Origin of the sequence: Bradyrhizobium sp. 1 (genome assembly GCF_023073315.1) — a bacterium.
Classification (GTDB): domain Bacteria; phylum Pseudomonadota; class Alphaproteobacteria; order Rhizobiales; family Xanthobacteraceae; genus Bradyrhizobium.
In genome coordinates this window covers 858696-883087 of sequence record NZ_JADPJH010000033.1, presented here as the reverse complement: position 1 = coordinate 883087, position 24392 = coordinate 858696, and the positions used below count along the sequence as shown (strand labels likewise).

Below are 24392 nucleotides of genomic sequence, written 5' to 3'. Positions count from 1 at the left end.
CGTTTTCTTTACGCGAACCGGTATCCACTTCGCTCGAAAACGCTCTGATTACGCCCCGCGCACGATCTCGCGCACGTATCCGATCATCTCCTCGATCTGGCCCGCATTGACGTCGAGATGCGTGCAGGCGCGGATGCGGCCGTCCATCATCGCAAGCGTCACGCCGCGCTGGCGCAACGCTGCGACCATCTTGTCGCCGGGGACGCCGGCGCCATCGGGCTTGAAGAACACGAGGTTGGTCTCGGGCTCCTGCACCTCGACGCCCGCGATCTGCGACAATCCACGGGCGAGCGCGCGCGCATTGGCGTGGTCGTCGGCGAGGCGCTCGACGTGATGGTCGAGCGCGTAGATGCAGGCGGCCGCGCAGATTCCGGCCTGCCGCATCGAGCCGCCGAGGCGCTGCTTCCACTGCCAGACCGCATCGATGAAGGCGCGTGAACCCGCGAGTACGCCGCCGATCGGCGCGCCCAGGCCCTTGGAGAAATCGATCCAGGCCGAATCCCACCCCGCCGTCATGTCGCGCGGCGAGATGCCGCTCGCGACGGTGGCGTTCAAGAGGCGCGCGCCGTCCATGTGGGTGACGAGTCCATGTTGTTTGGCGATCGCGACGATCTCGTCGAGCGCGGCCTTCTTCCAGATCGTGCCGCCGCCGATATTGGCGGTCTGCTCGACGCTGACGACGGTCTGCGCCGCTTGGTAGCGCGTGCGCGGATGCAGCGCCTTGCGGAAGGTCTCCGGCGTGAACTGGCCGTCGGCGCCCTTCAGCTGTGTGACCTGAAAACCGCCGATCGCAGCATGCGCGCCGCCTTCGCGGGCGATGATGTGCGCGGTCTCATGCGCCAAAATCTCGTCGCCGGGACGGCAATGCACCAGCGTCGCGGCGACGTTGCACATCGTGCCCGAGGGCATGTAGACCGCGGCTTCCTTGCCGAGCAGATCCGCAACGCGTTCGCACAGCGCATTCACGGTCGGATCGTCGCCGACCTGCTCGTCGCCAACCTCCGCCCGCGCCATCGCCTCGCGCATGGCAGCCGTCGGCTTGGTCTGCGTGTCCGAGAGCAGATTGATGCGCACCGGCGGCGCCTTGGGATCGATCGGGAGAGGGGTGTAGAGCATACGACGGCTCCTAAAGCAGTGCGGCCACTGAAGTGTGGCTCTTAAGCAAAAAGGCCCCGGCGAACCGGGGCCTTTCGATATTCAGATCTTAGCGCGAATAGAATTCGACGACCAGATGGGGCTCCATCTGCACCGGGAACGGCACGTCCGAGAGGTGGGGGATGCGCACGTACTTCGCGGTCATCTTGCCGTGGTCGACTTCGAGATAGTCGGGCGTGTCGCGCTCCGGGAGCTGGCTGGCTTCGAGCACGTGGGCGAGCTGCTTGGAGGCTTCCTTGACCTCGATCACGTCGCCGATCTTGACCTGATAGCTCGAGATGTTGACCTTGCGGCCGTTCACCTTGACGTGGCCGTGGTTGATGAACTGGCGCGCGGCGAAGATCGTCGAGACGAACTTGGAGCGGTACACCACCGCGTCGAGACGGCGCTCGAGCAGGCCGATCAGGTTCTCGCCGGTGTCACCCTTGAGGCGGCTGGCCTCGACATAAATGCTGTGGAACTGGCGCTCAGAGATGTTGGCGTAGTAGCCCTTCAGCTTCTGCTTGGCGCGCAGCTGCACGCCGAAGTCGGAGAGCTTGCCCTTGCGGCGCTGGCCGTGCTGGCCGGGGCCGTATTCACGGCGGTTGACGGGGCTCTTCGGGCGGCCCCAGATGTTCTGGCCCATACGGCGGTCGAGCTTGTACTTGGCTTCACTGCGCTTAGTCATCGCGTCCTCTGTAGGTTCATGGTTTGAGGAAACGCGCCCTCCTGTGTGACGGGCAAGCCCGGCACTGACAGGTCCGATCCCAAAGCATAAGGGAGTGGACCACGGGTCGCGAAACGCTTCGCGGGCCGAAATCGGCCCGCGAGCAAGCGGCTTTTAGGGGAGTTTGGGGTTCGCTGTCAATGCGAATGGCCCCGGAATCAGGTCCCGACGGCCCGGATCGGCTTTGACCCCGCGGCCCGCAATTCGGCAGCGATTTCAGTGTTCAGCACCTGTTCCAGCCGGGTCAGGACCCGGGCGATGGGGGCAGCGTCAGTGACCCGGTGGTCCCAGCGGATCACGACATGGATGGTCTGGTCCGGCTCGACCACCCCGTAACTGACGATAAAGGGTCCGGGGGTGATGGGGTGGAGCTCGCCGCCGCCATAGGCCGCGACCGAACTCACCGCAAAGCTGCCGAACCAGTTACCCCGCTGCCGGCCGAAATTCAGCCCGATCGCCCAGGACAGGCGCCGCAGCGGCAGCGGCAGGCGGGTCGCCCGCATGATCTTGCGGAACATGGGGATTTCATCGATCGGCGCCGTCTTGGCGTGCCGGATCTCGGCATCGACCGCGGCCAGCGCCATGGTCTCGGGGCCTGCGATTCGCTGCAGCAGCACGCATTCCTCACCGTCCTCGACCCGGGCGATGGCGACTGAGGCTACGCTCTTCGGCAGCTCGTAGAGCGAGGGCCAGGGCCATTTGGCGTAGACGGTGCGCAGGACGGGCTCGTCTTTGGCCACGAGGGCGAACGCCTTGACGAACATCGCAGCCCAGCCGGCCGGCGCCATCGCGCCCGCGCGGGCCTCCAGCAGGGGGCGGATATTGAGCGTGCGGGCGAGCGACACGAACGGCACGCCCATCGAGGCGCGCATGAGATCGACAATCAGGCGGCGCGGCAGCGAAATGGTCTTCGATTTCCCGCGCATCGCGCTCCGGTTCCTGCGGACTAAAATATGGGCAACGAACAGGGTTCCCGCTCGCCGCTCAAAACGCTCTAGCATGAACCAACCCGCTTGGGGCCGGTCGGTTCGCCGCATCAGGGCGCCGGCGAGGCCAGCGGCTTGGTCTTGTCGACGACGTAAACTCCAAGCACTTTCATGGCCTTGTCGCCGTGAGCCTTGGCGTCGTGCACGACCCCTGCCGGGATCTGGTAGGAATCGCCGGGTTTCAGGGTTTTCTCCGGCTGGCCGTCGATGAGGAGGTTCAGCTCGCCTTCGAGCACGTAGCCGGTCTCGATTCCCGGATGGGTATGGCGTCCGGCCGCGCCGCCTGCCGGGACTTCCGCGATGGCGGTGATGGTGTTGTAGCCCTCCGGAAATTCAACCTTCTGGAGTGGCGTGCGCTTGATGCCGGGTTGCTGGGCGAAGGCCGCAACAGCCAGACCGGTGAAGGCAAGAGCGAGCAAAGTCTTTTTGAGCATTGTTTCCTCCCTGGAACGACTGAGCCTAGCAGCGCGGCGGTTCCCGGCAAGGTGGCAATCAGCTCGTTCAGCGCCTGACGCCGTCGAACGCCGCCATGATGCCGCGCTGGAACAGCGACCAGTCGAAGCCGAGCGCGATCGCGCGGTAGCCTCGGTCGACCAGCTGGTTGGCCTGGTCTGCGGTGCGGGCCACGCCACCGATCGGCACGCCACTTTTGAGGATGCCGGCTTCGGCGCGGGCGACCAGCGCCAGCAATTCCGGATCGTCCATCTGCCCGCGCTTGTTGATGGACGTTGCGAGATCGCCGGGGCCGATCACCGCGACGTCGATGCCGGGCGTGGCCATAATCTCGTCGATGCGGTTGACCGCGTCGACATGCTCGATGGTGATCATGCAGATCATCTCGTCGTCGGCGCTCGCCATATAGTCCGGCATCGACTGGCCCCAGCGAAACGGCGCGTGGAACGGACCCCAGAGACGATCACCGCGCGGCGGATAGCGCACACTGCGCACCGCCTTCTCGGCATCAGTGCGGTTGGTGATCATCGGGAAATTGATGCCGAAGGCGCCGATGTCCATCGGCGCTTTCGCAAGCCACGGCTCGTTCGCCGCAATCCGCACCAGCGGCGTGCATTGCGTCCCCGTTGTCGCGGCGATCATCGCATGCGCTTCGGTGAGGCCGATCGGGCCGTGCTCGAGATCGACGATGATCCAGTCGAGCGAGCGCGCCATGATCTGCACGGTCTGGACGCTCGGGATCGTCGCGATCGCGCCGAAGGCGGGGCGCCCCTCGCTCCACAATTGGCGGAGGCGATTGAGTGGCGTTGCGGGGGCCGACATGAGAGGACCTGCGGAGAGATGACGATGGCGAAGCCTAGCAGCGTGCCGTCGCGGCGCAAGGTCAAGCCAGTGCGCGACCGCCGAAGAACGGCGTCAGCGTGGCCTTGAGGCCATGCACGCGGTTCGAGGTAAAAATTATCTCGGCGCCGGACTGTGCGATACCGCCGCTGCGCGCGCCGAGCAGATCGGAGACGCGACGGGCGATGGCGGGGGCCGGGTCGATCCATGCGACCGGCCATGGAGCGAGCTTTTTCATCCGGTCGAGCAGCAGCGGATAATGCGTGCAGGCGAGCACGATGATGTCGGTGCGTGCGCCGGCGTCTGCGGCATCGCCGACGAAGCAGGGGGCGAGCTCGGCGAGGACGTCGCCGTCGCTGATCTCGTGGCCGCCGAGCTCGCGTTCGGCCAGCGAGGCCAGCTCGGGCGAGCCGACCAGCGTCACCTCACAGCCCTGCGCGTAATCGCGGATCAACGCCTTGGTGTATTCGCGCGTCACCGTGCCCTTGGTGCCGAGCACCGAGACGCGGCGGGTCTTCGACTGCGCGCAGGCCGGCTTGATCGCCGGCACCGTGCCGACGAAGGGCAGGGAATAAGCGGCGCGCAAGTGAGATAGGACCAGGGTGGACGCCGTGTTGCAGGCGATGACGACGAGGTCAGGATCATGCGTACCGATCAATTCCCCCATCAGCGGCACCACGCGGGCGATGATCTCGTCCTCGCTGTGGTGGCCGTAGGGGAAGAAGGCGTCGTCGGCGACGTAGACGTAATGCGCGTCGGGGCGCGCGGCCACGACCTCACGCAGCACCGTGAGCCCGCCAAGGCCGGAATCGAACACCAGGATCGTCGGGGAATTGGTCACGTCGCCACCCTAAGCCGCCATGGTTACCATTCGGTTTTTGGGGCGGTTTTGCGGCGAGGGCCGGATGAGGCCAGTTTGGAACGATTCAATTTCACGATTGCCGCATGTTCCCGCTATCAGCAGGGATGTTGCACTGCGGATGGGGACGTATCCGCAAAATTCCGGGGACTGACATGATCGGAAACACCAGCAACGGCTGGGGCAGTGTGTCCCGGTGGCTGCACTGGATCTTGGCCCTGGCGATCATCGGCATGATCGGCTTCGGCTGGTGGATGAACCACATCCCGGCGCGTGCCGACAAGTTCTTCTACCGCTCGATCCATGCCGATATCGGTTACATGATCCTGCTGCTCACCGTGCTGCGCCTCGCCTGGCGCGTCATCAATCCGACGCCGGCATTGCCGGCCGAGACCTCGCGCTGGCAGAAGATCGCGGCCCATGTCAGCCATGGCGCGCTCTATCTTGCCGTGATCGTGGTCGCGATGCTGGGCTGGGCGCATTCCGGTGCGCGGACGCCGGATTATTCCGACTTCTTCGGCCTGTTTCACGTGCCGCAATTCACCTCTCCGGACAAAGCGGCGGCGAACGCCTATGAGGACCGCCACATCCTGTTTGCCTATGTGCTGCTCGCCTTGATCGCGGTTCACGTGGTTGCTGCCATTTGGCACCACTTCATCCGCCGCGACCGCGTCGTGGCGCGGATGGTCTCGGACGAGGCGGGGTAGAGAGGGTTTTCATGACGGAGTAAGATGCGGCGTCACGACCGACCCAGTTACGTTCGTAGGAGGCGTCATGCTTACCGTCCATCATCTCGGCAAGTCCCAATCCGAGCGCATCGTCTGGTTGTGCGAGGAGCTCGAACTTCCCTACGAGCTGAAGCGCTATACCCGCGATTCCGTGACCATGCTGGCGCCGCCCGACTACAAGGCGCTGCATCCGATTGGGGCTGCGCCTGTCATCACCGACGGCGATCTCGTGCTCGCCGAATCCGGGGCCATCGTCGATTACATTATGGCGAAGTATGGCAACGGACGCCTCGTGCTCCGCCCTGACGATGCTGACTTCGCGCAGTTCCTGTACTGGTTTCACTTCGCCAACGGCACGCTGCAGGCTGGCATGGGCCGGCTGATGATCCTGAACCGGCTCAAGCTCGCGGAGGACAATCCGATGCTGGTCGCGAGCAGAGGGCGCACCGACCGCGCCTTCGATCTGGTCGACGCCCGGGTGCGCGACGCCGAATATCTGGCGGGAAACACCTTCACCACCGCCGACATCATGATGGGCTTTTCGCTGACCACGATGCGCTACTTCCAGCCTTATGATCTCCAGCGCTGTCCGAACGTGGTGAAATATCTCGGCCGGGTCAGTGCGCGACCAGCCTACCGGCGAGCGATGGAGAAGGGCGATCCCGGCATGGCGCTGCTGCTGAGCTGAGCCGCGATCACGCGGTCCTGTTTGTGGTGGCGGCTCGCTCTGTCGACAGCTGCTTCTGCAAACGATCGATGTTCTGCAGCAGGCGCTGGCTGGTCAGCACCAGGAAATAGTAGCCGAATTGCGGGTCCTGGAAGTAAATCTCGAGCAGCCGGTCATAGGTGATGGTCAGCACCTGTCCGTCTTCGATGCATTCGATCGTGCCGGTGCGCCGGTTGTCCGGCGTCAGGAAGCCGAGCTCGCCCATCAGCGCGCCGGGCCCGATCTCGACGCCGATTTCCTTGACCAGGAACTTGCCGGTGACGGTCAGCAGCATCTCCTTGGCCGGGTCGCCCAGCTTGAAGAGCGTATCGCCACGGCGATATTTGCGCTCGGTCATGAACGGCTTGAGCCATTCGATCGACATGTCGCCTTCAGCCGCGTGGCGCGCTTTCTTGACCAGCTTGAGCATCTGCCGCAGGCGCAGGGCGTTGATCGGAAGCAGCAGCAGATAGAGCAGGAACGTCGAGACGTTGGCGGACAGCGCGCCGAAGACGGCGAAGAAGGCGCAGCCGACCATGTTGGCGACGCGCAGCGGCACCATCGTTCGCATCAGGAGGGTGGCGACGAAGAAGCCGGCGCCGACCGCGGCGAACAGATTGGCCAGCGTGATGTTGCTGACAAAGATCTCCAGCATCCGATTGAAGATTGCGTCGTAGGTGACGTTGTTGGGATCGAGGCCCATCTGGACCAGGATCTTCGCGATCCTGAGATTGTCCGTCGCCGCATCGAGAATGCGGTCGAGGATCGACGAAATGTCTGCGCTGCCGGACGGCATGGTACTAATCCCGCGTAAGGCCTTCAGTCCCGGTCGGTATTCGTGGCAGGTATAGCCGAAATCGAATGACGACCGCTTGAAATGAAGCCTTTGGCCGTCATGTCGCAAGAGGCAAATTTTAGCCTGATCGGGCGTTTCGGCAATTGCCCGTTGGTTGTTCGTATGGCCCTGGCGCGGCCGTGATTCGGAGGCCCGGGGGTGGGTTTTGGCGCCGTCGACGGACCTCTTGGACGGACTTGGCGCTCCGGCGAGACGGGGCGCCGGGGGGCTCCGGCCTACGGCTTGGCGGCGGGCTGCACGACCTGCTGCTCGACGAGGGAGAGGTGCCCCGGCAGCGCGCCGGCACGCAGCAGCATGGCGACGCTGCTCGCTTCCTCCAGGGTGAAATTGCCGGAGATCTGGCCCGAGCCGCCGGTGATCGGCTCGCGGATCACCGGGGCGGAGATCACCTTGTCGTCGAGCACGATGGCGAAGGGTTTTCCGACGTTCTCTTCCGTGATGTGGGCGAAACGCCGCGTGCCGCGGCCGTTGAAGCGGAACGAGGCGATCGGCTCTTTCGTGCCGGCCGCAAATCCCGGGCCGGCATCGCTGATATCGTCGCCGTCGAGCGCGCTGTCCCTGGCGACCAGATAAGGGCGCTTGTCCTTGAAGCCGAGCAGGACTTCGGTGCCCACGGGCGGCGTGCCGGATTGCGCCTGCTCGGCCGGCATCGAAAGGTCGACCAGGCGCAAGCTGACTTTGACCTTCGTGGCGAAGATCGTGGTGACACGCTCGGGCTCCATCATGCCCGGGACGAAAATGCGGATGCGGTCCGTGCCATCAGGCTGGGCGCCGGCGAGCTTGATATCGGCGTCCTTCAGGCGCTGCTCGATCATGGCGATGGAATCTTCGACGAGATCGTGCAGCCGTGCCGCGGAGGCGGCATCGGTCGGCGCGAGCCTGACCAGTCCGTCGCCGCCGTCGGTGACGCCAAGCGCGTGCGACGGCAATCCCTCCGCGGCCGACGCGAGCTTGCGCTTCAGCTCTTCGCGACCCTTGGCATCCGCGATCTTCAATTCGACGCCGCCGTCGCGGATCACAAGACCGGAGAAGGCGATCTTGCCGTTGCGCAGGGTTTTGTAGACGTCGTCGCGCAAATCCGTGACGACGCTCTCGCGCAAGCCGTCGGTGTCGACTTTGTAGACGATGCGCGAGCCGCCCAGCTTCTCCATTTTGTCGGCAACGAAGGCCGCGATCTTGGCGCGCATCTTGTCAAACTGGCTGTCTGCGGCGAGCGCCGCACGGGGCAGGGCGATCGCCGCTGCCATAGCGAAGGCGAGGATCAGTCGAGTGGCGCGGTCCCGCAGGGACGTAGTCATGATCACCTCAAGTCTTGCGGCAGGACGCTGGTAGGCGACTCCGATGCATGTTCTTGGTCCCCCGACCGGGCGCGGAGGTTCAAAGGCCCGAAATCCGAGTGCTACCGCCGTAGCCGTTAAATCATGGACGAACGCTCAATCATCCATCATTCTGCCCGCGTTCGACCGGCGATCGGTCGGGGCCCCGCCAAACCAAAATGTCAAAAGACAGGTGGCGGGGGAATGCATCTGAGGGAGGACGGAATTCCATGGCGGGCATCCACGCGCTCGATCGGTTCATCGGCAACGCCTATCCGGAGCTTTTGACGGACGCGGAGGTTCAGGCCTTCGAGCAGGTCCCTTACGCCGACCGCGTCGCGGCCGAAAGCACCTATGATGCCATCAGGCTTGGTGCTGCGCGCAATCCCGACGGCGCCGCGATCCAGTTCCTGCAAAATGCCGATCCCTCCGACACGCCGCTGGTGGTGACGCACCGCGATTTCATCGGCCGCGTCACGCAGGCCGCCAACATGTTTCATGCGCTCGGCGTCGAGAAGGGCGACGTCATCAGCTTCATGCTGCCGCTGGTGCCCGATGCCTTCGTGACGCTGTTCGGAGCCGAGGCGGCGGGCATCGCCAATCCCGTCAACCCGCTGCTGGAGCCGCACCAGATCGTGGAGATCCTGGAAGCGGCGAACACAAAAGTCCTGGTGGCGCTCGGGCCGATGCCGGGTACCGACATCTGGCAGAAGGTCGAGCAGATCCGCCCGCAGCTGAAACATCTCAAGGCGGTCGTGCAGGTGTTCGGTGGCGGCGATCCCGCCAACGGCATCTATGCCTTCAACGACCTCGTCAAGCAGCAGCCCTCCGACCGGCTTATCAGCGGGCGCAAGATTTCGGGCAGCGACATCGCGGCCTATTTCCACACCGGCGGCACGACAGGCACGCCAAAGCTGGTGCGGCATACCCACACCAATCAGGTCTATCAGGCCTGGGCGCTCAACCTGCTGCTGAAGGCGAAGCCCGGCGCCAACATGCTGTTCGGCATGCCGCTGTTTCATGTCGGGGGATCGCTGACCCAGGTGCTGCTGACGCTGTCGGCCGGCGGCTCGCTGGTCGTGCTGTCGCCGAGCGGCTGGCGCAATCCGAATGCGGTAAAGAACATCTGGGGACTGGTCGAGCGGTTCAAGCCCGAGGCGCTGTCGAGCGTGCCGACGGTGCTGGCTGCAGCGCTCGCGGTGCCGCCAGGCAATGCCGATATCTCCAGCCTGAAATATGCAGCTGGCGGCGGCTCGGCGATCCCCGTCGCCGTCGGATCGGCGATCCAGGAGAAGCTCAAGCTGCCGGTGGTCGAGGTCTACGGCATGACGGAAACGTCGAGCGTGCACACGCTGGCCTTTCCGTCGCGGCCGATCCGGCTCGGATCGGTCGGCCTTCCCATGCCTTATGCCCGCGTGCGCATCGTGCAGCTCGATGCCGATGGCCGCCTGATCCGCGACTGCAAGCCGGATGAGATCGGCGTCGTGATCATGGCCGGGCCCGGCGTGTTCGGCGGCTATCTCAACGACGCGCACAACAAGGGCGCCTTCGTCGACGACGTCTGGGTCAATTCCGGCGACCTCGGCCGGCTCGATGCCGACGGCTATCTCTGGATCACCGGCCGCGCCAAGGATCTCGTGATCCGCGGCGGCCACAACATCGATCCGGCACCGATCGAGGAGATCATGTTCCGCCACCCCGCCGTCGGCTTTGCCGCGGTGGTTGGCCAGCCCGACGCCTATGCGGGCGAGCTGCCTGTCGGTTACGTGCAATTAAAGCCCGGCGCGACCGTCGAGCCGGGCGAGCTCGAGACGTGGGTGCGCGAGCGCACGCCGGAGCGTGCGGCCGTTCCCGTGCAGGTGATTCCGATCGATCCGATGCCGGTGACCGGCGTCGGCAAGGTGTTCAAGCCGCAATTGCGCTGGGACGCCGCGCAGCGCGTGTTCATGACAGTGCTCGCACCGCTCGTCGATCGCGGCATCGACTGCAAGGTCAAGGTCGGCGCCCATGGCAGCCACGGCTCGATCGCCACCGTGACGCTCGCGGGCCTGCCGGCAGACCAGCGCGACGTGGTGGCCGGCGAGGTGCATACGCTGCTGGCGCCGTTCGTGATGCGGCACGAGGTGGTGCAGGTGTAGGCGAGGGCACGCGAAGCTTGTATACCTCGCCACAAGCGAGCATCATCCCCAAAAAAATGGGGGAAATCGATGCTTCAACTTTCTCGACGCCGTCACCTTCAGCAATTGTCGGGCGCGGTCGGGGCCGCCGCGCTGTCCGCATGGCCGAGATCCGCATCGGCTTCAGAGGCGGGCATTCCGCCGGAGGGTATCGGCAAGGGCATCCAGCACATCTCCTACAGCGACATCGGCGGGCGGCCCGACAGCGTGCAGGTGATGTTCAACCGGCAGCATATCTATGTCGGGCACATGTTCAGCGACGGTGTGACGATCCTGGATGCGTCCGATCCGCGTGCGCTGAAGCCGGTCAATTTCTTCACCGCGGGGCAATACACCCGCACCCACCATTTGCAGGTGGCGGAAGATATGCTGCTGCTCGCGAACGGCGCCAACATCGTCGCGATGCAGTCCTACGACAACATGCGCGGCTATTTCGAGAACACGCTGGTCGACAGCATCACCAAGGCGAAGAAATTCCGTTCCGGCCTTTCGATCCACGACATCTCGAAACCCGGCGAGATGCGCGAGATTGCATTCCTCGAAATGCCGGGCTTCGGCATCAACCGGCTGTGGTGGCCGGGCGGCCGCTACGCCTATGTGTCGGCGCATCTCGACGGCTTCACCGACCACATCCTTTGCGTGGTCGATCTCCAGACCATCACCAAGCCGGAGATCGTCGCGAAATGGTGGCTGCCGGGCATGAACCGCGCGGCCGGCGAGCCTGCGACACCCAAGGGCAAGCGCTTCGCGCTGCATCACATGATCACGGCGAGCGATCGTGGCTATGCCGCCTGGCGCGATGGCGGCTTCACCATCCATGACATCAGCGATCCCACCAATCCAAAGCTGCTGTCGCACATCAACTGGTCGCCGCCCTTCGCCGGTGGCACGCATACGCCATTGCCGCTGCCGAAGCGTCAACTCGCGATCGTCGCGGATGAAGCCAACGCAGACCAATGCGCCAAGGGCCTGTTCCACACCTTCGTGCTCGACGTGCGCGCGCCGGAAAATCCAGTGCCGATCGCAACCCTGCCGACCCCGCGCGACCGCGACTTCTGCACCAACGGCACATTCGGTCCGCATAATCTGCATGAGAACCGCCCGGGCGCGTTCCAGAGCGAGGACACGATCTTCGCGACCTACAACAATGCCGGCGTCAGGGTGTTCGACATCAAGGACGCCTTTGCGCCGAAGGAGATCGCCTACTGGGTGCCGCCGGTGCCGAAGAAGCTGATCGATCCCCGTCCGAACGTCGCGCTCGCAGCAAAAACCTGCGACGCCTATGTCCGGCCCGACGGGATGATGTTCGTCTCCGACTGGAACGCCGGCATGCACGTGCTGCAATATCAGGGATGAGCGGGGCAGCGCGTAGGGTGGGTTAGCCGAAGGCGTAACCCACCACTTCTGTCTCCGCGGAAATTAAAGAGGTGGATTACGCCGGCGGACTGCGCTTCGCGCAGCCGCGGGCTAAACCACCCTACAGACTTTTTACGCCGGCATCCGTGTCTCGACCAGGCGCGCCCAGAACGAGGCGCCATGGCCCAGAATGTTGTCGTTGAAGACATAGGCCGGGTGGTGGCACTCGTTGCCGTCGCCCATGCCGACCAGGATCATCGCGCCGGGGCGGGCTTCCAGCATGAACGAAAAATCCTCGGCGCCCATCATCGGAATGAACTTGTCGTTGACGCGCTCGGTGCCGACGATGTCGCGGGCGATGTCGGCGGCAAGGCCGGCTTCGCGTGCATGGTTCATCGTCACCGGATACATCCGCGTGTATTTCGTCTCCGCCGAGCCGCCATAGGCGCGGGCGATGCTGTCGGCGACCTCGATGATGCGGCGCTCGACCAGATCGCGCACCTCAGGATCGAGCGTGCGCACGGTGCCGCCGAGCTCGGCGATCTCCGGGATGATGTTGAAGGCGGTGCCCGAGTGAAACTGCGTGATCGAGATGACGGCGGATTTCAGCGGATCGACGTTGCGCGCGACGATCGATTGCAGTGCGTTGACGATCTGCGAGCCGATCAGCACGCTATCGACCGATTTGTGCGGACCTGCGCCGGCGTGGCCGCCCTTGCCGTGAACGATGATCTGGATGTTGTCGGAGGAGGCGAGCATCGCGCCGGGAGTCGTGGCGAAATGGCCTTCGGGCAGGCCCGGCATGTTGTGCATGCCGTAGACCTCCTGGATGTTCCAGCGCGTCATCAGGCCGTCCTCGACCATGGCCTTGCCACCGCCGCCGCCTTCCTCGGCGGGCTGGAAGATCAGAACCGCGTCGCCGTCGAAATTGCGCGTCTCGGCGAGATATTTGGCGGCACCCAGCAGCATCGCGGTGTGGCCGTCATGGCCGCAGGCGTGCATCTTGCCGGGGACTTTTGAGGCGTAGGCGACGCCCGATGTCTCCATGATCGGCAGAGCGTCCATGTCGGCGCGCAGCCCAATGGTCTTGCCGGAGGCGGACTTGCGGCCGCGGATCACGCCGACCACGCCGGTGCGGCCGATGCCCGTCACCACCTCGTCGCAGCCGAATTCGCGCAGGCGGTCGGCGACGATGCCGGCGGTGCGGTGGACTTCGTAGAGCAGCTCCGGGTTCTCGTGGAAGTCATGACGCCAGGCGGCCATTTCATCGGAAAGGGCGGCAATACGGTTGACGATGGGCATGGGTGGAGTCCGTTTCTTATGATGAATTCGGTCGGTGAGTCAGCGTAGCGTAACCGACCGCCGCGTCACAGGCGCATGTCGATCAGGCCGGCGGGCGAAGGCGAGGGTGACCAGGGGGGCCCGGGGCGGGCCGCCGGGCGGGCCTGCAACTCCGGGGGTCACAGAAATTAACTGTCAATCACGGATCATTGACTGACAGATATTGAAATCTGTCAGCGAGACGTGTATATCCGTTCTCGGACGCTCCGATTGGGCGTCTCGTGGTCATCCCTCCCGGGGAGCCTGAGGTCCGAAATAACTGCGGATCAAGGGACGTAATTTTGGGGTGGGGACCGCGGACGAATGGAGAGACTTAAGACAATGACGACCGAAATCATCAATCTCACCGGCACGATTGGGCATTGGCTCAATTTACTGGTGGCGCGCCAGATCGCGGCGCAGGCTGCAAAACTGCCTCATTAAGGCGAGAGCTTTCCGAAACGACCGGTATGGGCGCTTCGGAAGCAGCTCCATCGCCGGGTGAACCCTGAACGGGAACAAGGTGCTGGCATGAATGAAGCCGTTATCCTGACGCCGGAGCGGATCCTCGAAGTCACGGAGGACGTGTTGCGGCGCTACGGACTTGCCAAGGCCACCGTGGTTGACGTTGCCCGTGCGCTCGATGTGAGCCACGGCAGCGTCTATCGCCATTTTCCGAGCAAGGCTTCGCTGCGCGAGGCCGTCGCCAAGCGCTGGCTGGATCGCATCGACGCGCCGCTGCTGGCGATCGCCAAGGAGCAGGGCCCCGCGCCTGACAGGCTCGACCGCTGGCTGCGCACGCTGTTCGCGGCCAAGCGTTCGCGGGTGCTCGACGATCCCGAGATGTTCGACACCTATCTGACCTTGGCGCGCGAGGCTTGCGCGGCCGTCAAGTGCCACAAGGACACCATGATCGACCAGATCGCGGCGATCCTGACCGACGGCGTCAAGCAGGGCGTGTTCGCCGTCGACGACGTCAAGACCACCGCGCGCGCGATCTTCGACGCCACGGTCCGCTTCCACCATCCGGCCCATGCCGACGAGTGGAAGGATGTCGATCTGCCTGCGCGCGTGGATGCGACGCTGGCGCTGGTGCTGCGCGGGTTGAAGGCCTGCTAGACCGCTGCAGCCGCTCGATACGCGCTGCGGCCAATCAACCTCTGACCTTGTTGAGAACGACGCCATTGCGGGCCGATGGCGAAGACGTGCGTGCGCGGAAAGTGGCGGCGGACGATGGGACGACGGGCGGACTCTCCGGATATGCATTGATCGCGATTTCGACGTCGTCCTTCGATCGCTTTCGAAGCCGCTCGAATGTCAGATCCTGATCGAGGGCGGGGCAGCGGAAATGGACGACGGCGGTATCGGGGAGGCGGCAGAGTTCGTCGATGAGATCGCCGACGGTGATGATCGCCGGATGGGCGACCGCCTTGTGATGACCCTTACTCATGACTCCTACTCCTTCACTCTGCTAACTGGAACGGAATAGCCTCTGTTCCAATCCGCCCGGCAGATTGAGAGATTTCATGTCATCTGAGGGAATGTGGAATCCTGCTGCTAAATCCTGGTCAGCCCGCAGCTCGCCGCAAGCCGCACGAGCTGCGCATCCGTGCGCGCGCCGGTCTTGGTCTTGATGAGATAGTGATAGTTCTGCACCGTTTTCACACTGAGATTGAGATGCGTCGCGATCTCTTCGGTGGTGGCGCCGCCGGCGAACTGGCGCAAAATCTCGATCTCGCGCTCGCCCAGCTGATCCAGCACTGAGCCCGCCGACAGACTGTCCTCGGCCAGAATATGCGCGATGTCGTCGCTCATGGCGCGCTCGCCCCGCGCGACGGCGCGGATCGCGGTGACGACAGCGGTCGGCTCGCTGCTCTTGGTGACGAAGCCGGAGGCGCCGGCGCTGAAGGCTGCCTTCACCAGCACCGCTTCGTTGTGCATGGTGAAGACGAGAATCCGCGCCCGCGGATTGCGGGCACGGATGTTGCGGATCGCTTCCAGCCCGCTGGCGCCGGGCATCGAGATATCAAGCACGACGACATCGGGGTCGTGCGTCTTGAAGGCGCTGTAGGCATCCGCGGCGTTGTCGGCTTCGGCGAGGACATGCAGATCGCCCTGGCTCTCCAGCACGCGGCGGTAGCCTTGCCGGACGATCGGATGATCGTCCACCAGCAGCACCGAGATGCCTCTTGCCGCGACGTCGCTCATTTGGACCTCACGCGGCGAGCGGGATGGTGGCGGCGACGCTGAGGCCACGCTTGGCAGGCAGGATCGACAGCGATCCGCCGGCCGCAGCGAGGCGCTCGCGAATGCCGGTGAGGCCGAAGCCGGCCGAGCGCGCGACACGTTCCGCATCGCCGCCGCCGTCGTCCTCGACGCGGATCAGCAGCGAATCGTCCTCGCCCGCGCGCCGCTCGACACGCAACGAGATTTCGCGGGCCGCACTGTGGCGGAGCGCGTTGGTCAGGCATTCCTGCGCGACACGATAGGCCGTTGTGGCAGCCGGGCCGCTGATGTCGGTGAGATCGCCCCTGAGATCGAGCTGGATCGTCGGCCGCGCCGTGCTCTGCGAGCGCCAGCTGTCGACGAGGTTGACGAGGCTTGCCTCGAGCCCGAGCTCAACGGGCAGGGGATTGCGCAACCGCTTCAGCGCATCGCGCAGCGAGGCCATCAAATGATGGGTAGCCTGCGAGATCATGCGCGCGTCCTGTGCGATGCCGCTGTCTTTGCTCTCCTTCGCGCTCGCCGTCTCGATCGTGTTGGCGAAGGCGAGGATAGCCGAGAGATTCTGCCCGAACTCGTCGTGCAGCTCGCGGGCGAGGGCGCGGCGCTCGTCGTCGCGGATCTCGATCAGGCGCCGCGTCAGCGCCGCGCGCTGTTCGGTCGCTTCCTCCAGCCGGCCGCCGAGCTCGCCGACGGCGCTGCCGATCATCGCCAGCTCCATCGAGCGGAAGCGCGGCAGCTTGGTGCGATACTGGCCGCGCGCCATGCGCTGGAGCGCCGTGACGATGGTGCGCGCCGGCGCCAGCGCATGCGCGATCGCAAGCGAAGCCAGAAGCGCGATCGCCGCCGCCATCAGTAGGGCAACGTCGATCACGTTGAGGACGTACTCCCAGGCGAGCGAAATGGCCGCCGCGGCGTCCGGCGTCGCGACGACGGTACCGGCCGTTGCGGCGCGCGGACTGACCGGCCGCACCACCTCGGCGTGGCTGCCGAGGAAGATCGGCACGATCGAGGCGAACCAGCGCGGCGGCGTCTTGCCCAGCCCCTCGCTCTGGCCGCAGAGCGGCTTTTCGAATGCGATGGCCGGCTGGAACTCGACGCAGACGCCGGGCGAGATCAGCTTCATCGTCTCCAGCGTGCGCCATTCCGGAACCGGCAGAAGCTGCTCGCGCGTTCTGCTGCTGCGCAACAAGAACTCGTGCCAATACAGTCCCTGAAGCGTCTGGGCGACCCGTTGAGCCGACGCCGCAGTCGCCCGGTCGACGCTGCGATAGGCGTCGAACGTGGCCCACACGGTCGCTGCGCCAAGGCACAGCGCTACGATGAGAAGCAGACGGGCGACAAGCTGAAGCACGAGGCGCATGCGATTATCCCCGACGTTTGGTAAGGTCAGCCTAACAACGCCGCCGCGCCTTGCCAATTGCGGGGTTCGGGCCGGATTGCAGCTCGGGCAAATTTCCCAAGCCGGATTGGGCATGGGTCTTTGGACCTGAAACGGCGGCTTTGATCTAATTGGGTGGAATCGTTGCAAGCCAATCCTTGCAAGCCAGGAGCAGTGCAGCATGAGTTCGATGACGATTGGACCGATCGCAGGCTCTCCTGCCGACCCATCCGAGCGCAGCGCGCTGCTGTTCTGGATGATCTTCACCGGGCTGTCGATCTTCGCCGTCGTGCTGCTGTGGCGCTTCGGCCTGATCCGTCTGATGCTGAGCTCGGACCGCACCTACATTTCGAGCGTCATCGCGGGGCTCTATATCCTGACCTGCTGCCACTGCTTCCTGCGTACGCGGGCGATCGCGCGGGAGGGAGCGGCGGCGCGGCGTTGCCGCGAGGCGCTCGCGGCGCCCGATGGCAGCAAGGCGCTGGATACCAGCACGACATCTCTGCCGCGCGGGCTGGTGCGCGATCACATCGACAGTCTGGTGACCAAGGCCGCCGCGCAGGACTACCGTCCGGTGGACCAGACGCTGCTGTTGCGGACGCTGGCCGACCGGCTGCGCGGCTCCAATGGGTTCGGCGCCTTCGTCTCTGATACCCTGATGAAGCTCGGCCTGCTCGGAACCATCGTCGGCTTCATCATCATGCTGGCGCCGATCGCGGGGCTCGACGCCGCCGATAAGGTCGCGATGCGCTCCTCGATGGGACTGATGAGCGACGGCATGGCGGTCGCGATGTACACGACGCTGGCCGGCCTCGTCGGCTCGATCCTGGTCCGCATCCAGTACTACATGCTGGATGCCGCGACCCAGCGGGTGTTCTCGGATGCGGTGGTGCTGACCGAGACCTATGTGACGCCGGTTCTGGAGCGCAAAGGTTCTGGAACCCCGTCATGATGGATGATTTCGGTCTCTATCCGCGCGAGGAGCCGTTCGATCCGCTGGGCGTGATGCTGTTCAAGGCGCTGCAGGTGATCGCGTTCCTGTTCTTCCTCGCACTGCTCGCGGTCTCCCCCGATGCCAAGGACGGCAAGATCGACTCCAAGGCGGAGTTCATGATCACGCTGGACTGGCCGGACAGCCATCCCGACGATCTCGACCTGTTCGTGCAGGATCCTGCCGGCAACATCGCCTGGTATCGCCACCGCGAGGCCGGCTTCCTCACGCTCGACCGCGACGACCGCGGCGGGGCCAACGATTTCATCATGGTCAACGGCAAGAAGATCGCCTCGCCCATTCGGGAGGAGATCGTCACGGTGCGCGGCATCATCGCCGGCGAATACACGGTGAATGTCTCGCATTTCGTCGCGACGACCGGCGAACCCGTCACGGCCAATGTCAAGGTGCAGAAGCTCAATCCGACCGCGCAGGTGGTCTTCGACAACAAGTTCACGCTCGACCACACTGGCGATGAGAAAACTGCGGTGCGGTTCCGGCTCGATGCCGAGGGCAAGGTCGTCAATGTGGACCAGCGGCCAAAATCGCTGATGGAGACGTTCCGCAGCAGCTGGCGCAACGGCGGCGATCTCGACCCGAAGACCGGGGTGAGCAAGAACGCTGTGAGGGTACGCCGTGACTAATCTGCAAACGGTCATCCTCACGCTGTCAGTCGCCTACGCCGTTATCGGCGCGCTGCTGCTGGTCGTGCTGGTCTATGCGCGGCTGCACTGGTCGCTGAAGGCGGTCGCGGTGGTCGTCACCAGCGCGTTCTATGTCGTCAGCTTCACCGAAATGCGCGGGCTGCTCGGCTGGGCCAGCGCCGATCGGCTGCCGGCGACCTTCAAGCTGCTGAAGGCCCGCATCGTCGAGCCGCATTCGCTGGAGGGCGATCCCGGCTCGATCTATCTCTGGGTCGAGCAGCTGGATGAAGACAATCGCCCGAGCGGCATCCCGCGTGCGTTTCGTGTCCCCTACAATGACAGGCTGGCCGACAAGACCCATGCGGCGGAGAACGAGATCGCGCTGGGACATCCGCAGGGCGGCCGGGCCGCCGATTTCGGCGGCGGCGATGGCAGTCTCATCGACATGGTCCGGGAATATGTGACGCCCAAGACCATTCTGGAGACCACCGGCGGCGATTCCTCGACCGGCGAATTCCTGGCACCACCGGCCGGCGCGCAAGGCGCGGCCTTGTTCACCCCGATTCCGCCGCCCCGGATGCCGCCGAAGGACGAGCAATAGGCTCTTCACCATCCCGTCAGCGGCCCGCTGGAAAACGGCCCCGCGCCGGCGCATCTTCTTGACGTCCCTCAATTTGGCCTTATCGGCTTCCAATAAGAATCTGAGGGTGGAGGGTGCGTGCTTCTCGCGGTTTTCTCGGATATCCACGGCAACCGGCAGGCGTTCGAGGCCTGCCTGAAGCTTGCCCGTGCGAAGGGCGCGGAGCGGTTCATCCTGCTCGGCGACTTCGTCGGCTATGGCGCGGATCCGGAATGGGTCGTGGATACCGCGATGGAGCTGGTCGAGGAGGGCGCCATCGCCGTCCGCGGCAATCATGACGAGGCCGTCGGGACGACGACCGAGACCATGAATGCCGAGGCGCAGATCGCGATCGAATGGACCCGCGGGCGGCTCGATGTGGCGCAGCGGCGGTTCCTCGCCGAACTGCCGATGGCCATGGATGAGAAGGAGCGCCTTTACGTCCACTCCGAAGCGTCGCAGCCCGCGCGCTGGCACTACGTCCGCACGACGGCGGATGCGGCCAAGAGCCTGATATCGACGCCCGCCCACGTCACCTTCTGCGGCCACATCCACCGCCCGGCACTGTATTCGATGTCGGTGACGGCGAAAATGACCGGCCTCGTGCCCAAGACCGACGTGTCCGTGCCGCTGCTGCGCGGGCGGCAATGGCTGGCCGTGCTGGGCTCGGTCGGGCAGCCCCGCGATGGCGATCCGTCCGCGGCCTTCGTGCTGTTCGATACGGTCTCGTGCCAGATCACCTATTGCCGTGCGCCCTATGACATCGAGACGGCTGCGAGCCGGATACGCGAGAACGGCCTGCCGCCCTGGCTGGCCGACCGCCTGTCCCAGGGACGTTGACGGCGATGCCGAAACCCCTGGTTAAATCAGGCGCGGAGATCGACGGCTACACCATCGGCGAATGCGTCCATGCCGGCGGCATGGCGACGCTGTGGACGGTCACCCATTCCGGCATCGACGTGCCGCTGCTGATGAAGATTCCGCGGGTGTCGGAGGGGGAGGATCCCGCTGCGATCGTCTCCTTCGAGATGGAGATGATGATTTTGCCGCGGCTCGCGGGTCCGCACGTGCCATCTTGTTTCGGCACCGGTGATTTCGCGCATCAGGCCTATGTCGTCATCGAGCGCATCGTCGGCACCACACTCTACAAACGGTTGCCCGATTTGCCGCTGCCCTACGAGGAGGCGCGGCAGCTCGTGACCAAGATCGCGACCGCGCTTGCCGATCTGCACCGGCAGAACGTGATCCATCACGACATCAAGCCGAGCAGCATCATGTTTCGCGGGAGCGGCGAGGCGGTGCTGATCGACTATGGGCTGTCGCACCACAACCATCTGCCCGATCTGCTTCAGGAGGAGTTCCGCCTGCCTTACGGCACCGCGCCCTACATGGCGCCCGAGCGGCTCCAGGGTGTGCGCGACGATCCGCGCAGCGACCTGTTCTCGCTTGGCGTGCTGCTGTATTTCTTCACGACCGGCGAGCGTCCCTTCGGCGAGGGCGAGACGCTGCGGGCGATGCGACGGCGGCTGTGGCGCGATCCGTATCCACCGCGAAGTTTACGCGCCGATTATCCGCCCTGGCTCCAGGAGGTGGTGCTGCGGTGCCTGGAGATCGAGCCGGAGTGGCGCTATCCGACCGCGTCCCAGCTCGCCTTTGATCTCGCCCATCCGGACCAGGTCAAGCTCACGACACGCTCGGAGCGGCTGAAGCGCGATCCGCTCAGCGTCGCCTGGCGTCGCCGCTTCAACCTGGGTGTCATGCAGCCGCGGGCCAAGGCGGATGTCGCAGCTCAAATCGCCTCGAGCCCGATCCTCGCGGTCGCGCTCGACACGGTGGAAGGTGCACCCGAGCTGAACGAGGCGCTGCGCGTCACCACCGAGCGCATCCTGGCGACGCTGCCCTCGGCAAGGCTCGCCTGCGTCAATGTGCTGAAGCTGAACCGCATCGCCATTGACAAGACGCTGGACGAGCAGGGCTCCAACAAGCATATCGACCGGCTGGTCGCGCTCAGGCATTGGGCGACGCCGCTCAAGCTGGATGAGAGCCGGTTGTCGGTTCATGTGCTGGAAGCGGTCGATCCCGCGGCGGCGCTGCTGGAGTTTGCCGAGGTCAACCAGGTCGACCACCTCATCATCGGCGCTGGGCAGGGCTCGTTTCGGCGCACGCGGCTCGGCAGCGTCTCGGCCAAGGTGCTCTCGGAGACGGCCTGCACCGTCACCGTGGTGCGGCCGCCGCGGATGGCTGCGGCGAAACCAGGCGCCGGCGTGGTGTGGGGCTAAAGCGCGATGAGATTCGGATGAATCGTCATTGCGCTTTAGGTTGTTGTTTGCGCATGATCTTTTCGGAAAACCGCTTCGCACTTTTCCGGATCATGCTTTAGGAAAGATCAGGCCGCGTGAGCGGTGTGACTGGTGCGCTTGCGGCGGATCGGCCAGGAGAATTGCGGACCGGGCTCGCCGTGATCTGCGCTGCCGCCGAAATACTGGATGATCTCGCGGCAGGGTTCGCAGTTGAAGAGATTACGCGACGCGGATGCCTTGGTCATTTCCTTCAGGCAGTTCGGGCAGTGCGGCTTCATCGCTTCAAGTCCGGAAAAAGAATTTCAATGCCGGCGCGGTGACCGGAGCGGGTGATCCAGGTCCGCCGTGTCGGGCCCGGTGTCGTCGCGCATCTCGCCTTCGGTGCGTTCAAGCCGACCGAAGAAATAGTCGAGGTCCGGATGCGGGCGCCGCGGGATGCGGCACCTGCGCTTCGGTTGACGCTTCACGAGTGCGAACTGCACGGTGTCAGATCCGATGGCGACGGATGTGACGCGCCGAACGTGCCGGGACCTGCAACGGTCCGGCCGACGGACCAAACACAACAAACCCACAAAAACCAATCCACAACGCCACGCCAGTCCAGACCAGGGTCGTCGTCATGATGTGCTCCCGCGAAAAACAGGCAGGAATCACTAGCGGTGATTTGCACGAATCAGGGAAGTCCGGAGGAGTACGGACTTGGGTTGCAATTTTAGGCATTTGCGCGTCGCAATGTCCGTAGAAGCCGCAGAACGTATCGGCAGACATTCGCCGCCGCCCACCGGGACAGGGCTTGCCTTTCGTCCGGAGTTCAACCTATCGTAGTTCCCTGGCAGTGATCCGGTCCGGTGGTGTCATGAGTGACGTGTCCGATCGCGAGCGGTTCGACTTCGAGCGCGAGAAATGGCGCGCAGACGTTACGTTGCGCGAGCGCGATACGACGCTTAAGGAAAAGGATAGCGCGGCGGCGCGGTGGCGCAGCCCGCTCGTGGTCGCCATCTTTGCCGCGGCTGTGGCCGCGCTCGGCAATGCCGGCGTCGCCTATCTCAACGGTTCGCAACAGCTGGCGGTCGAGAACGGGAAGGCGGAATCGGCGCGCATCCTGGAGATGATCAAGACCGGCGACTCCGACGCCGCTGCTCATAATCTGGATTTTCTCCTCAAGGCAGGTCTCATCACGGATGCGGATCGCATCCAGCGAGTCGCCGCATTTCTCGAGACCAGACCCGCCGGGACGGGGCCGTCGCTTCCTTCCCCGTCGGGACGGGTTGCGTTCGAACCGACCGACGCGCTGAAGGACGACATGCGGCAGTCGCTGGACAATCTGCTCCAGGGCTACATCGCGCGACTGGATAGTCTGGGCTTTCCCGCCGGCGAACGGGTCAGCATCAAAGTGGAGTCGACGGGATCCTATCCGAACGCCTACTACAAGGAGAACGCAATCGTCATCGATCCAAAGCTGGTGGTCGACCGATCGGTCCCTTTGCGCGAATACGGTCATCATGTTCTGACGGCCGGTCGAAACGTCGAATGGCGAGGCTTCTACGCGGCGATCGAGTCCGGTCTTGCCGACTATCTCGCCTGCAGTTACCTCGACAATCCGCGATTGGGTGAAGCGGTCGCGAAGCTGTTCTCGGACAAGCCGTTCATCAGGAATCTTGCCAACGACAAGAGCTTCGCCGAACTCCAGGCGGTCACATCGCGCGACGATATGAATATGCCCTACAAGGGGGCCGAAGTCTGGGGCGGGCTGTTCTGGAACCTGCGTAGCGAGCTCGGTCGCGATTCCGCCGATGCTCTCGTCGCCTCGGCTTGGCTCGCCACGAAATGGCCCGAGGCTGAAGACCAGAAGTCATCGGCTTTCACTGCCGCATTGCTGGCAGCCGCGGCGCAGAAAGTACCGGCGGATGCCGCGCGAGTCAGGAAGATCATGACGGCGCGGCAATTTCCACTTCCGAGCTGAGGACCACGCCGAACCCGCAAAGGCGTGCTTGGTGGACCCGGTCAGATCGCTTCGCCGCGTGCCGTTGCCGCTGCGTTACGGATCGCGGCGATGTTGGTCTTGTAGGCCTCTTGCGTGCCGCCCCTGAAGACGGAAGTGCCTGCGACGAAGGCGTTGGCGCCGGCCGCGGCCAGGGGACCTGCCACATCGGGCCCGACGCCGCCATCGACCTCAATGTCGATCGGCCGGCCCGCTGTCATCGCACGGATGTCGCGGATCTTGGAGATCGCGGAGGGGATGAAGGCCTGGCCGCCGAAGCCGGGATTGACCGACATCACCAGCACGAGGTCGACGAGGTCGATGACGTATTCGAGCACGCTGATCGGCGTGCCCGGGTTGAGCGAGACGCCGGCCTTCTTGCCGAGCGCGCGGATCGCCTGGAGCGAGCGGTGCAGATGGGGACCTGCTTCCGCATGCACGGTGATGTGGTCGCAGCCGGCCTTTGCGAAGGCTTCAAGATACGGATCGCAAGGCGAGATCATCAGATGCGCGTCAAAAATCTTCTTGGTGTGCGGGCGCATCGCCTTGATGACGTCGGGGCCGTAGGAGATGTTGGGAACGAAGTGCCCGTCCATCACATCCAGATGGATCCAGTCGGCACCCGCGGCATCCACCGCGCGCACCTCTTCGCCGAGCCTGGAGAAATCCGAGGCCAGGATCGAGGGCGCGATGGCCAGGGGGCGGGAGGCGAAGGCTTGGGTCATGGCGCTATTTCCCGTGGCGGCCGTGAAAGATGAACCTCGCCTAACATGGGCCTCCGTGGCGGGCAATGCA

At 64.6% G+C, this 24392-nt stretch carries 26 protein-coding genes; 11 read left to right on the top strand and 15 right to left on the bottom strand.

The window, feature by feature from the left end:
* Nucleotides 1-48 precede the first annotated feature (48 nt).
* The 6 genes from IVB29_RS29270 to murI form a co-directional block, all read right to left on the bottom strand.
* The gene (locus tag IVB29_RS29270) at nt 49-1116 is read right to left on the bottom strand and encodes a threonine aldolase family protein (RefSeq protein WP_247506851.1); all 1068 of its coding nucleotides are present in this window, start codon (nt 1114-1116) and stop codon (nt 49-51) included.
* 88 nt (nt 1117-1204) lie between these two features.
* Entirely contained in the window at nt 1205-1822 is a 618-nt protein-coding gene (rpsD, locus tag IVB29_RS29265; protein ID WP_247506850.1) for a 30S ribosomal protein S4, read from the bottom strand.
* Between the two features lie 197 nt (nt 1823-2019).
* Nucleotides 2020-2787: an acyltransferase gene (locus IVB29_RS29260; RefSeq protein WP_247506849.1), complete on the bottom strand. Its 768-nt coding sequence runs from the start codon at nt 2785-2787 to the stop codon at nt 2020-2022.
* A 110-nt stretch (nt 2788-2897) separates the two neighbouring features.
* On the bottom strand, nt 2898-3281 hold the full coding sequence (locus IVB29_RS29255) for a cupin domain-containing protein (protein WP_211378108.1): 384 nt from the start codon (nt 3279-3281) through the stop codon (nt 2898-2900).
* Nucleotides 3282-3348: 67 nt separating this feature from the next.
* A complete protein-coding gene (locus IVB29_RS29250; RefSeq protein WP_247506848.1) occupies nt 3349-4122 on the bottom strand; it encodes an aldolase/citrate lyase family protein in 774 nt (257 codons plus the stop codon).
* Nucleotides 4123-4183: 61 nt separating this feature from the next.
* Nucleotides 4184-4981, bottom strand: coding sequence for a glutamate racemase (gene murI / locus IVB29_RS29245; RefSeq protein ID WP_247506847.1), 798 nt, complete (start codon nt 4979-4981; stop codon nt 4184-4186).
* Nucleotides 4982-5154: 173 nt separating this feature from the next.
* Between murI and IVB29_RS29240 the strand changes: the two genes are divergently transcribed.
* Nucleotides 5155-5706, top strand: a complete 552-nt coding sequence (locus tag IVB29_RS29240) for a cytochrome b (RefSeq protein WP_247506846.1) — start codon at nt 5155-5157, stop codon at nt 5704-5706.
* Nucleotides 5707-5773: 67 nt separating this feature from the next.
* Complete coding sequence (locus IVB29_RS29235; protein WP_247506845.1) at nt 5774-6415, top strand: glutathione S-transferase; 642 nt, start codon at nt 5774-5776, stop codon at nt 6413-6415.
* A 7-nt stretch (nt 6416-6422) separates the two neighbouring features.
* Here the strand turns inward: IVB29_RS29235 and IVB29_RS29230 are convergent, their stop codons facing one another.
* Nucleotides 6423-7229 carry a cyclic nucleotide-binding domain-containing protein gene (locus IVB29_RS29230; protein ID WP_247506844.1) on the bottom strand — a complete coding sequence of 269 codons (807 nt, stop codon included), beginning with the start codon at nt 7227-7229 and terminating at the stop codon, nt 6423-6425.
* Nucleotides 7230-7504: 275 nt separating this feature from the next.
* The gene (locus tag IVB29_RS29225) at nt 7505-8587 is read right to left on the bottom strand and encodes a preprotein translocase subunit SecD (RefSeq protein WP_247506843.1); all 1083 of its coding nucleotides are present in this window, start codon (nt 8585-8587) and stop codon (nt 7505-7507) included.
* A gap of 248 nt (nt 8588-8835) precedes the next feature.
* Here IVB29_RS29225 and IVB29_RS29220 point away from each other — a divergent pair, with 248 nt between their 5' ends.
* Nucleotides 8836-10743 (top strand): acyl-CoA synthetase, encoded by a 1908-nt coding sequence (locus IVB29_RS29220; protein ID WP_247506842.1) that lies wholly within the window; start codon nt 8836-8838, stop codon nt 10741-10743.
* A gap of 69 nt (nt 10744-10812) precedes the next feature.
* On the top strand, nt 10813-12138 hold the full coding sequence (locus IVB29_RS29215; RefSeq protein ID WP_247506841.1) for a hypothetical protein: 1326 nt from the start codon (nt 10813-10815) through the stop codon (nt 12136-12138).
* Between the two features lie 132 nt (nt 12139-12270).
* Here the strand turns inward: IVB29_RS29215 and IVB29_RS29210 are convergent, their stop codons facing one another.
* Entirely contained in the window at nt 12271-13440 is a 1170-nt protein-coding gene (locus IVB29_RS29210) for a M20 aminoacylase family protein (RefSeq protein WP_247506840.1), read from the bottom strand.
* Nucleotides 13441-13989: 549 nt separating this feature from the next.
* Here IVB29_RS29210 and IVB29_RS29205 point away from each other — a divergent pair.
* On the top strand, nt 13990-14577 hold the full coding sequence (locus IVB29_RS29205) for a TetR family transcriptional regulator (RefSeq protein ID WP_247506839.1): 588 nt from the start codon (nt 13990-13992) through the stop codon (nt 14575-14577).
* A 34-nt stretch (nt 14578-14611) separates the two neighbouring features.
* Here the strand turns inward: IVB29_RS29205 and IVB29_RS29200 are convergent, their stop codons facing one another.
* The 3 genes from IVB29_RS29200 to IVB29_RS29190 all read right to left on the bottom strand — a co-directional run bounded on the left by IVB29_RS29200 (nt 14612) and on the right by IVB29_RS29190 (nt 17044).
* Nucleotides 14612-14908 (bottom strand): hypothetical protein, encoded by a 297-nt coding sequence (locus IVB29_RS29200; RefSeq protein ID WP_247506838.1) that lies wholly within the window; start codon nt 14906-14908, stop codon nt 14612-14614.
* A 107-nt stretch (nt 14909-15015) separates the two neighbouring features.
* A complete protein-coding gene (locus IVB29_RS29195) occupies nt 15016-15666 on the bottom strand; it encodes a response regulator transcription factor (RefSeq protein WP_247506837.1) in 651 nt (216 codons plus the stop codon).
* Nucleotides 15667-15673: 7 nt separating this feature from the next.
* The gene (locus tag IVB29_RS29190; protein ID WP_247506836.1) at nt 15674-17044 is read right to left on the bottom strand and encodes a histidine kinase; all 1371 of its coding nucleotides are present in this window, start codon (nt 17042-17044) and stop codon (nt 15674-15676) included.
* Between the two features lie 199 nt (nt 17045-17243).
* Between IVB29_RS29190 and IVB29_RS29185 the strand changes: the two genes are divergently transcribed.
* The 5 genes from IVB29_RS29185 (at nt 17244) to IVB29_RS29165 (ending at nt 21595) form a co-directional block, all read left to right on the top strand.
* On the top strand, nt 17244-18014 hold the full coding sequence (locus IVB29_RS29185; RefSeq protein ID WP_247506835.1) for a MotA/TolQ/ExbB proton channel family protein: 771 nt from the start codon (nt 17244-17246) through the stop codon (nt 18012-18014).
* Nucleotides 18011-18697: a hypothetical protein gene (locus tag IVB29_RS29180; RefSeq protein WP_247506834.1), complete on the top strand. Its 687-nt coding sequence runs from the start codon at nt 18011-18013 to the stop codon at nt 18695-18697. Before IVB29_RS29185 ends, IVB29_RS29180 begins: the two co-directional genes overlap by 4 nt.
* Nucleotides 18690-19298 (top strand): hypothetical protein, encoded by a 609-nt coding sequence (locus IVB29_RS29175; RefSeq protein ID WP_247506833.1) that lies wholly within the window; start codon nt 18690-18692, stop codon nt 19296-19298. The genes IVB29_RS29180 and IVB29_RS29175 overlap by 8 nt, the downstream gene beginning before the upstream one ends.
* A gap of 117 nt (nt 19299-19415) precedes the next feature.
* On the top strand, nt 19416-20156 hold the full coding sequence (locus IVB29_RS29170; protein ID WP_247506832.1) for a metallophosphoesterase family protein: 741 nt from the start codon (nt 19416-19418) through the stop codon (nt 20154-20156).
* A gap of 5 nt (nt 20157-20161) precedes the next feature.
* The gene (locus IVB29_RS29165) at nt 20162-21595 is read left to right on the top strand and encodes a bifunctional serine/threonine-protein kinase/universal stress protein (RefSeq protein WP_247506831.1); all 1434 of its coding nucleotides are present in this window, start codon (nt 20162-20164) and stop codon (nt 21593-21595) included.
* A gap of 107 nt (nt 21596-21702) precedes the next feature.
* Here the strand turns inward: IVB29_RS29165 and IVB29_RS29160 are convergent, their stop codons facing one another.
* Nucleotides 21703-21894 carry a hypothetical protein gene (locus tag IVB29_RS29160; RefSeq protein WP_092028230.1) on the bottom strand — a complete coding sequence of 64 codons (192 nt, stop codon included), beginning with the start codon at nt 21892-21894 and terminating at the stop codon, nt 21703-21705.
* A gap of 208 nt (nt 21895-22102) precedes the next feature.
* Complete coding sequence (locus IVB29_RS38445) at nt 22103-22237, bottom strand: hypothetical protein (protein ID WP_256466915.1); 135 nt, start codon at nt 22235-22237, stop codon at nt 22103-22105.
* 235 nt (nt 22238-22472) lie between these two features.
* Between IVB29_RS38445 and IVB29_RS29155 the strand changes: the two genes are divergently transcribed.
* Nucleotides 22473-23579, top strand: a complete 1107-nt coding sequence (locus tag IVB29_RS29155; RefSeq protein ID WP_247506830.1) for a hypothetical protein — start codon at nt 22473-22475, stop codon at nt 23577-23579.
* Between the two features lie 41 nt (nt 23580-23620).
* Here IVB29_RS29155 and rpe read toward each other — a convergent pair whose 3' ends face one another.
* Nucleotides 23621-24322, bottom strand: a complete 702-nt coding sequence (gene rpe / locus IVB29_RS29150; RefSeq protein WP_247506829.1) for a ribulose-phosphate 3-epimerase — start codon at nt 24320-24322, stop codon at nt 23621-23623.
* Between the last annotated feature and the right edge of the window lie 70 nt (nt 24323-24392).

What these genes read in the sequence shown, in the direction of transcription:
- IVB29_RS29270 (WP_247506851.1), bottom strand. Translation starts at nt 1,116, where the DNA reads ATGCTCTACACCCCTCTCCCGATCGATCCCAAGGCGCCGCCGGTGCGC.
- rpsD (WP_247506850.1), bottom strand. Translation starts at nt 1,822, where the DNA reads ATGACTAAGCGCAGTGAAGCCAAGTACAAGCTCGACCGCCGTATGGGC.
- IVB29_RS29260 (WP_247506849.1), bottom strand. Translation starts at nt 2,787, where the DNA reads ATGCGCGGGAAATCGAAGACCATTTCGCTGCCGCGCCGCCTGATTGTC.
- IVB29_RS29255 (WP_211378108.1), bottom strand. Translation starts at nt 3,281, where the DNA reads ATGCTCAAAAAGACTTTGCTCGCTCTTGCCTTCACCGGTCTGGCTGTT.
- IVB29_RS29250 (WP_247506848.1), bottom strand. Translation starts at nt 4,122, where the DNA reads ATGTCGGCCCCCGCAACGCCACTCAATCGCCTCCGCCAATTGTGGAGC.
- IVB29_RS29240 (WP_247506846.1), top strand. Translation starts at nt 5,155, where the DNA reads ATGATCGGAAACACCAGCAACGGCTGGGGCAGTGTGTCCCGGTGGCTG.
- IVB29_RS29235 (WP_247506845.1), top strand. Translation starts at nt 5,774, where the DNA reads ATGCTTACCGTCCATCATCTCGGCAAGTCCCAATCCGAGCGCATCGTC.
- IVB29_RS29230 (WP_247506844.1), bottom strand. Translation starts at nt 7,229, where the DNA reads ATGCCGTCCGGCAGCGCAGACATTTCGTCGATCCTCGACCGCATTCTC.
- IVB29_RS29225 (WP_247506843.1), bottom strand. Translation starts at nt 8,587, where the DNA reads ATGACTACGTCCCTGCGGGACCGCGCCACTCGACTGATCCTCGCCTTC.
- IVB29_RS29220 (WP_247506842.1), top strand. Translation starts at nt 8,836, where the DNA reads ATGGCGGGCATCCACGCGCTCGATCGGTTCATCGGCAACGCCTATCCG.
- IVB29_RS29215 (WP_247506841.1), top strand. Translation starts at nt 10,813, where the DNA reads ATGCTTCAACTTTCTCGACGCCGTCACCTTCAGCAATTGTCGGGCGCG.
- IVB29_RS29210 (WP_247506840.1), bottom strand. Translation starts at nt 13,440, where the DNA reads ATGCCCATCGTCAACCGTATTGCCGCCCTTTCCGATGAAATGGCCGCC.
- IVB29_RS29205 (WP_247506839.1), top strand. Translation starts at nt 13,990, where the DNA reads ATGAATGAAGCCGTTATCCTGACGCCGGAGCGGATCCTCGAAGTCACG.
- IVB29_RS29200 (WP_247506838.1), bottom strand. Translation starts at nt 14,908, where the DNA reads ATGAGTAAGGGTCATCACAAGGCGGTCGCCCATCCGGCGATCATCACC.
- IVB29_RS29195 (WP_247506837.1), bottom strand. Translation starts at nt 15,666, where the DNA reads ATGAGCGACGTCGCGGCAAGAGGCATCTCGGTGCTGCTGGTGGACGAT.
- IVB29_RS29190 (WP_247506836.1), bottom strand. Translation starts at nt 17,044, where the DNA reads ATGCGCCTCGTGCTTCAGCTTGTCGCCCGTCTGCTTCTCATCGTAGCG.
- IVB29_RS29185 (WP_247506835.1), top strand. Translation starts at nt 17,244, where the DNA reads ATGAGTTCGATGACGATTGGACCGATCGCAGGCTCTCCTGCCGACCCA.
- IVB29_RS29180 (WP_247506834.1), top strand. Translation starts at nt 18,011, where the DNA reads ATGATGGATGATTTCGGTCTCTATCCGCGCGAGGAGCCGTTCGATCCG.
- IVB29_RS29165 (WP_247506831.1), top strand. Translation starts at nt 20,162, where the DNA reads ATGCCGAAACCCCTGGTTAAATCAGGCGCGGAGATCGACGGCTACACC.
- IVB29_RS29160 (WP_092028230.1), bottom strand. Translation starts at nt 21,894, where the DNA reads ATGAAGCCGCACTGCCCGAACTGCCTGAAGGAAATGACCAAGGCATCC.
- IVB29_RS38445 (WP_256466915.1), bottom strand. Translation starts at nt 22,237, where the DNA reads ATGACGACGACCCTGGTCTGGACTGGCGTGGCGTTGTGGATTGGTTTT.
- IVB29_RS29155 (WP_247506830.1), top strand. Translation starts at nt 22,473, where the DNA reads ATGAGTGACGTGTCCGATCGCGAGCGGTTCGACTTCGAGCGCGAGAAA.
- rpe (WP_247506829.1), bottom strand. Translation starts at nt 24,322, where the DNA reads ATGACCCAAGCCTTCGCCTCCCGCCCCCTGGCCATCGCGCCCTCGATC.